The organism is Deferribacter abyssi (assembly GCF_049472655.1).
In the GTDB taxonomy this organism is placed as follows: domain Bacteria; phylum Chrysiogenota; class Deferribacteres; order Deferribacterales; family Deferribacteraceae; genus Deferribacter; species Deferribacter abyssi.
The window spans coordinates 1-11,516 of sequence record NZ_JAQNCS010000005.1 but is presented as its reverse complement, the minus strand read 5'-3'; the positions used below and the strand labels follow the sequence as shown (position 1 = coordinate 11,516).

Below are 11,516 nucleotides of genomic sequence, written 5' to 3'. Positions count from 1 at the left end.
CACGGCTCAAGCCCCTTCCTTAAGGGAGGGGTGAGTGACACTACACCTCTATTGTTTTTTCTAAAGATAAATATAGAAATAAATTGAAATCAAAAGTGTGGTATTTTATGATATTAAAAATTTCTTAGTTCTTCCAACACCTTACCTATTAGCTTATCCTTTGAAGCCTCATAAATCTTGTCAACAAGATAATCCAACCTGCTGTCTCCATAGATTATGTAATCATAATCGCACTCAACTGGTTGCTCCGTGCAATGGGCATAAACTAATGCAGGGACTTGTTTAACATTCAAGTCTCTAAAAAAGAAAGGATCAAGTCTCACTTCAATATTGTCTATTTTACCTTTTTCTACTTGCTTTTGTATAAATCTTTTTAAATCTTTTGCAGTGTTGCCTATAAAACCTCTCATACAGCCTGTAAACTCAATGGATTTAATCTTTTTTGCTTGCTTAAAAACATTCTCAATGGTAGATTTAGGAACGCTATCGGAATACAAATACACTAATTGAGGCTTTTTGTATCTTCCATACTTTTTATACATTTCCCTAAAACGTTTTGTTTGCTCAATAATATCTTTCATGTCATACTTAATCATTGGTTGAGGAAATTTATATGTATCGGCATAAGCTATGCTTAAAGCGAATACCAGTAAAAAAGTAAATATAACTCTTTTCATAACACACTCCCTTTAATTGCTTGTTGATTGCGGATGAACGCCTCTTTGATCCATTTCATTCATAAAATCAGTGTAATAAGTTCTTATTCTATTCTTTAAAGCATCGTTAATCTTATTTGTTCTTGACTTGATTTTAGACTCAATATCCTGTTGTATCTCTGAAAAGTCCATTCTATCCCAATCAAGGTTATTCAAATCATCAACCGTCAAGCCATTACACCCTTCATTCCAGTTTTTACCGAGTTGTATGTATGCCTGCTCAACAATAACTCTTGCCAATTTAGAATCGTAACAGCAATATTTTCTAGTGTGTTCAATACAAATACTACCAAATCCCAATCTTATTTTATTTGTGCATTCTGTTCCCAAATAATGACAAAGCCCTTTTTTGTTCATTTCATATGCTTTCTGTTGTTCAGGTTTCTTTTTAAAACATAAAAATCCACCCTCTCCTTTACAATTGTTACAATAAACGCCTCCATAACCATTTACAAAGTAACCATAAGAACAATATTGATACTCACCGCTCCAAATAGAATTAATATCATCAAGCATACCTAAAAGCCCCATTGCCGGTCCGAAATCAGTAAAAGTATCGTTTTTCATCTCAATGTTGGGTATTGAAAACGCTTGATCATTACATACAACTTCCTCATTATATTCAGCGCAAACATCTCTTGTAACAGTTTCAGTGCAATTGTAGTAAACCTCTTTTTGCCTGCAAACCGCTTTAGTTGAATCCCTTGCGTCTTGATGATAGTCTATACATAACTCTTCACCTGTTGCAGAACAATTTGAAGGAACAGAAATTGTGTTATAGTCAGTATAACAATAATACTGTTCGTATGTTTCTGTATAGGTAACATCCACATCTACATATTGGTCATAAGCGTCATTGCCTGCTCCGAAACAGCTCGATTTATTAGAAAGTCCACCAACTCTGGTTTCGTTAGCAACGTTTACAACAGGTTTTGGAAAAACGCCTTTTACCGCATTAAATAAATTGTTATCAAATTGGCTTACGCAAGCACTCCAACTGCTTGTGTTTGGCCCTGTTTCTCTACATATACCTCGATAATTAATAAAGCAGTTTTTAGAACTACCGTCAGCATCCCAACCGTTTATAAACCTAATTCTTTCAGTGATATTTTTTTGTTTATCTCCAATATAAATACACAAGGAATTGTTATTTAAATCAGAGCATCCTGTTGAACCTTTAACACATTCTTTTACAGCATAATTCCTGTTAAGCACAAAACTTTTCTCACTTACCTCATTAATTGTCTCTTGCACCCATCTTACACATTCTTTTTTATTTTGGCATAGTGTTTCACTTCCATCTGGACAAACCATTTTATATTCTTTATTTTCACAATTCCTAACATCTGCGCTATCACACTCATATTTTTCTATTTGAACATCATAGAGCCTTCTATCGTCTGTAAGACTAGCAATTTGATTAGGATCAGTTGTGCAAACTCTACCGTTTACAGGGTCAATAATCCAAACGCAATCAGTATTCAATATTGTGGGCTCATCCCCATATAGCGTAGTTCCTAAATCATCAACCCTTCTGCAACGAGGATTGTTTTCTAGTTGTTCACATTCATTCACGTAACACTCTGGAGGTCTTTCTCCATTAGCAAGCCTTTCTGCACAACTTGGATCTTGTCTTGGGCTATAATACTTTTGACAAGTTACCCCGCCACCGGTTAAAGTCATTGCGCTACCCCCAGAGAAAAAACCATATTCATATTCTTCCATTGTAATTGTTCCTGTTTGTCCAAATTGACTACAATCTTCCTCTGTTATATTACCTGTATATCTCAAATCGTATCCCTCAGGGCAATCATCATAATAATAGCCGGGATAACAACCAGAACCTCTTTTACATGTTCCCGCCACACTAATCGGATCATTACATGTAACCACCATTTCGCAGTGCTCTTGATTTATCATGCTCATGATATTGCTTAAATCACAACCAGCAGAATACTTTGTAACTGTTCTTTTAGCTTCTTTACAAATTGTTTGATACTCCACGCATTGGTTACCAACATAATGAACGCAAATAGTTTCCTCATCTAAACAACGCCAATCAGAAGCATATAAAACTAAAGAATGCAAAATAAATATAATTGCTGTTAACACCCTAACCATAACTCACCCCTAATTTACAGGAACTGATGTTATATTATAATTACAGTCAACGTAGGTATGCTTAATTTGTTCTTCACATGTTCCGCTTCTCGTGTATTCCCAGCAAACATTTTGATATTCAATACAATTGCCAGCGCTGTCTTTTGTAACACACGTGTTTCTGCTATCAATACATTGATAAGGATTAAGAACACAATTTACTAAAGGATCAAAAGAAGATGGTCGTTCTATATAATAGAATTTTGCTTCTTGAACCGTAGTTGAAATCATTTGCTGTTGAATAGAACATGCAATCGATTTTTTTATTTCGTAGGGAGACCATTTAGGATTAGGATTACCCCACAATTTTGTGTAAGCTCTAAAAGCTGTAGATGTTGACTCCAGACAGGTAGTTAAGTTAATAAAAAGACCATTATAAGAGTAACATTTTTTATCATTTACAAAAAGTTTAACACTAAAAAATACATTTAACCACGATGGTTTAACAGTTAGAACTTGAGTAGATGGATCATACTTAATGTATGCACTACCATAACGTCCACATTTTAAACTCACAGTTGTAATTTGAGATGTATTTTTAGTGTCCAACCAATTTGAATACACATTATTGTTAGTGATACCACAATACAGAAATATTCGGAATTGATAACCTTTGACTTCAAGACCAAGAAGATCTATAAAATAAAAATAACTTTTAGTTGATGGTGAAGTGGTATAACAATTATTAGAACACTCTGTTGCTGATTGATATGTTTGGTCATTAGGATCACAATAATATACAGTAACAGTTTCCGTCGTTGTTGTAGCCTCATAGTTAATATGATCTAAAATTTTATCCTGCGTTACGCTTACATCTTCATATTTAATTTCCGTTCTATTATCACAAACTGCCGTCTTAGTTTCTTCATAAACATTAACAGTGCAGGAGTCTGTCAATGTTGCTCCGTAGTCTAAAAATTTATCAGCATCCGCTTGACTTTTAGGACAATCAGAATTTACGCAATTCTCATCATAATTAGGGGTTCTGTTTTTTAAACTATTAACAAAGTTTTCATTTGCGTAGTTACTGTTTGCGTTGTAAAACTCTTGTATTGTGTCAGCTTTTGCTTTTGTGCTTAAAAAAATTATATCTAACAATAACAAGAAAGATATAATAATGATTTTAATAATCTTTTTCTTCTTTATAGCAGACAACATATTCTCTTCCTCCATAAAACAAATACATAATCTTCAAAACCGGGCGCTTTAGCAAAACTTGACGTAAAAACTGGAATAGTGCCTATAGCATAACCATAACGAACCACAGGACACGCAGGTTGTAGCCAATACTGAGATTTTATAATACGAGGAAAAGGGACGGGTTGACATATACTATCAGGAATTTCTTCACTGCCTACCGCCTCACCGGGACTTGTCGCCCAGAATAAAAAACTTGAATGTGCTTTATCAATAAACCTTGTAGCAATCAAGTTTGCTCCTGTAACATCATTACCGCCTTGTTCCTGCGCATTGCCAGTGTCAGGAAATATCCCACCCCAACAACCTGCGCACCAATACAAGGCGTTTAAAGGCTTTTGAAATGTAGAAGCAACACAATCAGCAAGACAAATAGATTGAGCAATGGGATTTGCATACAATAACTTTTCAGGTTGCAAATAGTGATTTAATTCATCATATGTCCATGTCGGATCAACTTCCGATAAATATCCAAAATCAATAGAAGTTGGGTCAACCTGCATACAAAGAACATCCGATAAAATATTCAAAACCCAGAATACAGGATACCAGAGATAATGGGTATTAACAGTTGTTCCGCTAACACCTAGCTGATTGCCAACCTTATATAGTCCAGAAAAAACACCTAAATTAAGGTTTAATGATGGGAAGAAGAAAGGTTTTTGCGTTGTTTCTATAAGTCCGATAGGCTCGGCATACCTTATTTTAAACCCAATACGAGGGATGGGATCGCCGCAAGCACATATCCCTAAAAACCTGAACTCTCTGACAAACATACTCCAATCAACGTTAGTAATAGGATTAAACATTGGGACACAACCAGCAGAATTGCCCTTAATAGGTAGAGATAAAACGATTAATAACATTGCAGAAATAATAACTTTTCTCATTTTTTAGCCTCCTTCTTTACAGGCAATTCCTCAACAATGAGTTTTTTACCTTTTTGATAAACAACTGAAGGAAGTCTCTTAACAAACATTTTTTCCAACATAAGCTTAGAGGCTCTACCTGCTGGTATAGGAGGATTTTGATATTTTTTTATTGTTTCGTAAAAGTATGATAACGAACCTTTAACAACAATAGGTTGAACAAGTCCATTAACCCTTGAATATTCCAAATACTTTGCTACTTGTTCTTTCTTCTCTGCATTTAAAAAAAAGTATTTGCGAGTAAAAGTTACGTAATCAAACACGTTATAACTATACCCTTTAGGATACAGTATATTACCACTTTGATCCTTTATATCGTGGTCTAAGACATAAACAGGCTCATACTCTCTAATTTTATGCTCTTTAGCATCAGGCAAATCAAAATCTACATACAACTGCTTATCTACAAGGTCATAAAGTTTATTTTTATCAATTTTTGGTATTTTGCCTGTATTCTTTTTTACCTGTTTGACAATCCACTCATAAAAGTCATTTTCTACAATAGGATAAGTTTTGCCCACAGTTCCAAGATTTACAACCGCATGACTATTTATTGATAATACAAAAATTAGTATAAAAATCTTTTTAACCATATCCATCATTTCTCATTTTTAGGATCAATCAGTTTTTTCTGGATAGAATCAAGCTCTTCTAACTCAATTTCGTATCCGGCATTTTTCATTTTCTCTAACACTAGAGACGTTACGTCGATTACATCATCTGACACCACTGCGCCTTTTTCCAAAACAACAACTTTTAAAGTTGCCGAAATAGAGTTTATAACACTTTTCAACGTTTTGATAAAATTAGAAAAATCTTCATAAACCTTTTTACTATCTTTTAACTTATCGGGATGTTTAAGAAGATATATTCTCCTAGCTTCAATGATCCTGCTCGTATCAACAACAACAAAATTTCTCTGAATAATAGCTTTTGAAAAAACTTGAACAGTCAAAAACTGAACAGCCGTTGCAACTAATAATGCAATTATTATAATTACAAAATAGCTTACACTTTTTTTCTTTACGTTTTTTGATTCGTTGATATTCTTTTTACTCATTTATAACCTCCACTTAATTTTCTCTGATTATAAGTTAGTAAATTTTTGAATTTAAATTTGTGGTATTTTTAAAAACCACAAAAAATTTTTTTGAACCAACTTACTATTAAATAAAAAAGAGAGGTGTTTTATGATTGAGTATCAAGTAAACATTTTTAAAAATATTGAGCAGTTAATGAATGAGTTTGAACATGTTAAAGAAAAAATGAAGCAACTTGTAGATAGTCAAAAAAAATATTACGTCGAAAAACACATATATTTAGATTTAAAATATTGCGGTAAAGATGGTTGTAAGTTTTGTCCTCATAACTTTATATGGATAATATCGTATAGAGATTCCAAAACTGGTAAACTTAAAAAATATGAGTTAGGTAGAAAAATAACTCATAAAATCCTTATTAAATATAATAAAAATTTTCTATATCCAAAACTCAAAGAACTTGAAAAAAAAGCAAATGTAATTCAAGCAGAAAGGGATATTATCGCTAAAACATTAGACAGGATCAACAAGATACTTAATAGATACAATCAATATAAACGCTCTATAGAAAGCAACTATTAATCCGCTTTATAAAAAGCTTTTATATAAGCCTTTTATAGAACCAACATATAGAACCTGACTATAAAACCGTTCTATAGAGTCAAATAGCAGTAACTGGCATACTGCTATTAAGGGAAAGGAATATAGACAATATGCCAACCCCATTTACAATGGAAATAAAATAGCAGTATGCCAACCAAAAAAATAATCCAAAATTCATCTGGCATATTGTATCATGATGACTCATACAACTATATCCATCTATAGAGGGGACATATATAACGTATCTATAAAACAGCTCTATATATTGACTCTATAGATAGGGATTAAACATAAAACACTCAAATACTCTCTAACCATTTGGTAATTATATATTTGTCAGAGTTTCAAACTTAAACCTACATATAAGCAGTTTATATATATCGGCTATATAGAAGGGAGTAATAGAACGTCTCTATAGAGAGGTATTAACACTCCAAGAAAAAATTATGTTGATTAGAAAAACCACAAAACAGAGTTGGAAAGTGATTTATTTTATCATTGCATGAGGCTGAAAGTATTTGCCTCAAGAAAAAAATAACAGGAGGTATATTATGCAGGAAAGAGTGATTGAAGAGAAAAACGCAGTAATACCATTTGGTTACGGAGACAATTTGGTGAGAACAGTAAATGTTGACGGTGAGGTATGGTTCGTAGCCAAAGATGTAGCCTTAGCTTTGGGATATTCAAATTACAGAGATGCCATTTCAAAGCATGTAGATGAAGAAGATAGAGATGCCGTCGCAATTCGCGACGCCATCGGTAGAGAGCAACAAACAACAATAATTAATGAATCAGGCTTATATTCCCTGATATTTGGTAGTCAGAAAGCAGAAGCCAAACAATTCAAAAAATGGGTAACTTCAGAGGTATTGCCGTCACTGAGAAAAAGAGGACACTATTCAATTAGAGAAGATGAGGCAAAATATATTGAGCGACTTGAAGAAAGGATCAGGTCGCTTGAGAATATGATTGCAAGCTATTTTAGGCTTGAATCAGAACCTTTAACTGCTGGGGATTATATGTACACTACAGAAGACATTCTTGCCCATATTGCTGAAAAGGTAGCTCAATTCAACGCAATGACGATGATGTCTGCTGAATATTTCATAAAAAACATTTGCAGGAAATTAAGAGTTAACAAACTTGATGAGATACAACCATATCATTTTGATTTGTTAAATCAAATACTTGATGAGATGGAAAGATATTGTGAGGATAGAGCGGAGAATACGGAAAGAATACTTGAATATGCAACGGATTTTATGACGGCGAGAGAGATAGCAGATGGAGTAAAGCTTTCATCACATACAGTGAAGACAATATGTAGTTTTTTAGTGAGAAAAGGATACATGGATGAGGAGACAACTCCCCATCCAGAGAAGAAAAAATCAGTGTTGCTTAGATACAAGACCATCAAAAGGTCAGATGAATAGGAGGGTGATATAGCCCTCTTTTGTATTAATCCCTTTTAACAATATAAAAAGCTCCATTGCCAATGTTTTTAGTGGAGAATAGACAATTTTTTCTCGGCACAAGATATTTTAAGAATTTTTCATCCAACCCAAAAGACTTTGAAACGTTTTTATAAATTATTGGATCAAGAGCAAAAATAATCTTTGTTGCAGAATTCAATAAAATATCACTGTGAAAATGCAGTGGATTTTGCGTTGATAATATAACTCCCAAACCAAATTTTCTGCCCTCTTGAACTACTTTGATTATTTCTTGAGCAATTTTTAGGACCTCGAGATAGAAACTGGCTTCGTCAATCACGATATAGTGTTTAACTGTTTTAGAATAATCCCTTTTCAAGAACAGAGAGAAAAGTCTATTTATCACGTAAAATGTGACCAGTTTTTTCTGTTCGTCATCAAGCATTTTTATATTTATACGTGAACTTATAAGCGGTATTTCATTTTTTATAAATATGCCGGTGTTGTTAATGTTTTGAATTCTATTTTTGAGAGATATTAGCGACTTAGGATTGGTATAAATCAAAAAGTCTTTATCGTTTAAAATACCTTTTTCAAGATACTCACGATATTTTTTTACTAAATTGTCTATCGTTTCCTTAATTTTTAAATCAACATCACCGTTTTTCAATTTTTCTTTTTCGTATCTTTCAAGTTTTTTCTTTTCTTTGAAAAGGTTGTATAGAGTTTCAATCTCTTTATTGTCAGAGTCTCCAATAAGGACTTTTTTATATTTGTGATTTAGAAACCTGATTAAATCGTTCAAGTCTGGATATTTATCCTTTCTCCATGTTTGCGGATTATCCTGATATATTCCATTTGCTTTGTATAAATCCATTATGCAGTTATAGAGCATATTTTGTTGATCTGGGCCAATTTTGTGTTTTCCTGATAATTCATTTAAAAGGGCGATGAAAGACAATGCATTAATTTTAGGGCCACCGCTATCAATGTGATTGTTTAATGCGAGAGGGTTAATACCTACATCAGAGCCATATTTAAGCTGATATTCGGGGATTTCGACGTCTATATCGCCATGTTTGTCAATAATTGTGAATGTTATTTTGTGTTTAGAGAAAGTCTTTATAATGTTTTTAATAGTGTAAGTTTTCCCCGTGCCGGAGCTACCACAGATGATGAGGTGGGGGTTGTGGCAATTATCTGGAATCCAGAAGACACTTTTGTTATTTAGTTTTCCTATAAAGTAAGAGGCAGTCATGGTTAACTCCTTTAGAACTTACAATAGCTTATGTATTTGCATTTTTCACATCGCTCAGTGAATGATTTGTTTTTTAGACGTTTAGCTAACGGATTTGATATGTAGAACTCGATTGGATCATATTCAACACAAAAGGAGGATTTATTTTTATCTTCGTAGCATATTTGACAGATAACACCGGCGTTGGTAATAGCCTGCAAGCACCCATATTTTTTCATTAAAAGCTCCTTCACTTTTCACACTAGTATAAGCAAAAATAAATGATCTGTTTGTGGTATTTTTGCAAAATAGAAAAAACCACAAAAAAAGATATTCATTTTTCATATTGTAATATTTATGAGATTAGCATCACACAAAGCCATAGGGGTAGCGACAGCTTTTGCATCGGGATATGATATATATGGCGTAGTAGGCGTAGCGATAGGTTCAATTTTGCCAGACATAATAGACATGTTATTTGCCGGTGGTAATAATTATATTTTTAGCAAGATACATCGAAAACTATCACATTGGTGGGTTATATATGTTGGTTTGATATATCTGTCATATAAAGTCTATCTATTTAGCGAGTATATTAATCTGGCAATATATTATGTTTCTATTGGTGCAATAGTGCATATAATTTGCGACAGTTTAACAATATCAGGAGTTCCTTTATTAAATCCTTTTAAACAGCATTTCCGCATAGGTTTATTTCGGACAGGATCAACGATGGAATACGTGATTGTAACAATAATCACGACGATATTGTTCTATAAGAGGTTTGTATAGAGTGCGTGTATTAGTGACGATAATAATTTTGTTTAATACAGTTTGTCTATATGCCGGTTCTATAAGCGACACTATTGTAGAGTGCGTATACAAGGCGTCAGAGAAATACAAAGTGCCGTCAGAGTTGATACTGGCAATAATAGACGTAGAGAGCGGGTTTCATCCATATGCGTTGAATGTTGCTGGGAAACCGATGTTTTTTAAGAGCGAAGAAAAAGCGATAAAAAAGATTAAGGAGCTATCTATTAGTAAAAAAAGCTTTGATGTAGGACTCATGCAGGTAAATCGTTGGTGGTTTGAGCGTTTAGGGTATTCGTATCAGTTAGGTTTAGATATTTGCTTTAACATACACTTTGGGACATACATATTGGCGTATGAGATAAGCCGAAATGGTTTTAGTTGGTATGCGGTTGGGGAATATCATTCAAAGAGAAAGGAAAGGAAGCAAGAATATGCGTTAAAGGTTTGGAACAAGGTAAAAAGGTTAAAATGAGATTCATTTGTTCACACTGTTAATTCTATTCATGACTAACTTATAAATCTTTTCTTTATCTCTTCTACCAATTCCCCATATTTCAACAACTTCAATTTTATCCATAACAATTCTGTATATTATTCGGTATTTTTTATTATAAACATAAAGTTTATAGTAACCTGTCAAATCGATTCCAGCTTTTTCTTTTAAAGGTTCTCCTAAAAATGGATTTTCCGATAATCTATCAATTTTTTTTGCAACCTGTTTTTTTATGCTATTATCAAGATTTTTAAAATCTTCATATGCTTGAGGAATAAATTCTATTTTAAAGGCCATATTCTTTTTTTATTTTATCCCAAGAAATATTTTTTTCAGGGTTATAATTTTTCTGACGTTCCTTTATATTTTCCGCAATTTCTAAGTGTTCTAATAATGACATAAACTCGTTCAATTTTTCATATTCATCCAAAGATAATAAGACAGCGGATATTTTATTTCTTTTGCTTACAAAAATTGGGGATTTTAAATTTCTTATCATTTTTGGTAAATTTTTTTGCAATTCAGTTATACTTATAATTTTATCTGTATCTACTAACATAAAACCTCCTTTAATTAAGTATTAAAATACTTAGTTATCTAAAAATGTCAATATCTCTGTTTCACATACCCGCATGTTTGAAGATATATTAAGATATATATTAAGTTATCTTAAGAAAATAAAGAGGGGGGTGCTTTTAAGTGCGCTCCCCCTCTCTCTAATCTTAAAAAGGGAAGTGAGAAAAAGATGGGAAGAGAGACCGACTGCAAACAAAAATCAAGGACATTGCACAAGTTGGTTAGCACTTCAAAGTTCTCTTTGTTTGGTTAATTTTGTCATTTTTTTACTCAATTTTTACATAATTTTGACTATTGCCTCTCTAAAACCCTCCAAATT

The 11,516-nt window shown here is 32.9% G+C and carries 14 protein-coding genes; 4 read left to right on the top strand and 10 right to left on the bottom strand.

All coding sequences use genetic code 11. The features are described 5' to 3' along the window. Positions 1-113 precede the first annotated feature (113 nt). The 6 genes from OWK30_RS03905 to OWK30_RS03880 are packed head-to-tail and all read right to left on the bottom strand — an operon-like array spanning position 114 to position 6,062. Positions 114-677 carry a TrbC family F-type conjugative pilus assembly protein gene (locus OWK30_RS03905; RefSeq protein ID WP_423323765.1) on the bottom strand — a complete coding sequence of 188 codons (564 nt, stop codon included), beginning with the start codon at positions 675-677 and terminating at the stop codon, positions 114-116. A gap of 12 nt (positions 678-689) precedes the next feature. Then, positions 690-2,837, bottom strand: a complete 2,148-nt coding sequence (gene traN / locus OWK30_RS03900; RefSeq protein WP_423323763.1) for a conjugal transfer protein TraN — start codon at positions 2,835-2,837, stop codon at positions 690-692. A gap of 9 nt (positions 2,838-2,846) precedes the next feature. Next, positions 2,847-4,034 (bottom strand): hypothetical protein, encoded by a 1,188-nt coding sequence (locus OWK30_RS03895; RefSeq protein ID WP_423323761.1) that lies wholly within the window; start codon positions 4,032-4,034, stop codon positions 2,847-2,849. Beyond that, positions 4,019-4,963 carry a TraU family protein gene (locus tag OWK30_RS03890; protein WP_423323759.1) on the bottom strand — a complete coding sequence of 315 codons (945 nt, stop codon included), beginning with the start codon at positions 4,961-4,963 and terminating at the stop codon, positions 4,019-4,021. The genes OWK30_RS03895 and OWK30_RS03890 overlap by 16 nt, the downstream gene beginning before the upstream one ends. Continuing rightward, positions 4,960-5,601 carry a hypothetical protein gene (locus OWK30_RS03885; protein ID WP_423323757.1) on the bottom strand — a complete coding sequence of 214 codons (642 nt, stop codon included), beginning with the start codon at positions 5,599-5,601 and terminating at the stop codon, positions 4,960-4,962. The genes OWK30_RS03890 and OWK30_RS03885 overlap by 4 nt, the downstream gene beginning before the upstream one ends. Next, positions 5,601-6,062, bottom strand: a complete 462-nt coding sequence (locus OWK30_RS03880) for a hypothetical protein (protein ID WP_423323755.1) — start codon at positions 6,060-6,062, stop codon at positions 5,601-5,603. Before OWK30_RS03880 ends, OWK30_RS03885 begins: the two co-directional genes overlap by 1 nt. 130 nt (positions 6,063-6,192) lie before the next feature. On the opposite strand from OWK30_RS03880, the gene OWK30_RS03875 reads away from it, so the two are divergent. Continuing rightward, positions 6,193-6,624 (top strand): hypothetical protein, encoded by a 432-nt coding sequence (locus OWK30_RS03875; RefSeq protein ID WP_423323754.1) that lies wholly within the window; start codon positions 6,193-6,195, stop codon positions 6,622-6,624. 572 nt (positions 6,625-7,196) lie between these two features. Continuing rightward, entirely contained in the window at positions 7,197-8,078 is an 882-nt protein-coding gene (locus OWK30_RS03870; protein ID WP_423323752.1) for a BRO-N domain-containing protein, read from the top strand. A gap of 25 nt (positions 8,079-8,103) precedes the next feature. Here OWK30_RS03870 and OWK30_RS03865 read toward each other — a convergent pair whose 3' ends face one another. Then, positions 8,104-9,336 (bottom strand): ATP-binding protein, encoded by a 1,233-nt coding sequence (locus OWK30_RS03865; RefSeq protein ID WP_423323750.1) that lies wholly within the window; start codon positions 9,334-9,336, stop codon positions 8,104-8,106. Between the two features lie 320 nt (positions 9,337-9,656). After that, positions 9,657-9,788 (bottom strand): hypothetical protein, encoded by a 132-nt coding sequence (locus OWK30_RS03860; RefSeq protein ID WP_423323984.1) that lies wholly within the window; start codon positions 9,786-9,788, stop codon positions 9,657-9,659. Here OWK30_RS03860 and OWK30_RS03855 point away from each other — a divergent pair. Continuing rightward, positions 9,733-10,107, top strand: a complete 375-nt coding sequence (locus OWK30_RS03855; RefSeq protein ID WP_423323976.1) for a metal-dependent hydrolase — start codon at positions 9,733-9,735, stop codon at positions 10,105-10,107. The genes OWK30_RS03860 and OWK30_RS03855 overlap by 56 nt on opposite strands. Position 10,108: 1 nt before the next feature. Next, entirely contained in the window at positions 10,109-10,600 is a 492-nt protein-coding gene (locus OWK30_RS03850) for a lytic transglycosylase domain-containing protein (RefSeq protein ID WP_423323748.1), read from the top strand. Between the two features lie 3 nt (positions 10,601-10,603). On the opposite strand, the gene OWK30_RS03845 is transcribed toward OWK30_RS03850, so the two are convergent. Both OWK30_RS03845 and OWK30_RS03840 read right to left on the bottom strand, forming a co-directional pair. Next, a complete protein-coding gene (locus OWK30_RS03845; protein WP_423323747.1) occupies positions 10,604-10,918 on the bottom strand; it encodes a type II toxin-antitoxin system RelE family toxin in 315 nt (104 codons plus the stop codon). Beyond that, positions 10,908-11,180, bottom strand: a complete 273-nt coding sequence (locus OWK30_RS03840) for a type II toxin-antitoxin system Phd/YefM family antitoxin (RefSeq protein WP_423323745.1) — start codon at positions 11,178-11,180, stop codon at positions 10,908-10,910. The genes OWK30_RS03845 and OWK30_RS03840 overlap by 11 nt, the downstream gene beginning before the upstream one ends. Positions 11,181-11,516 lie beyond the last annotated feature (336 nt).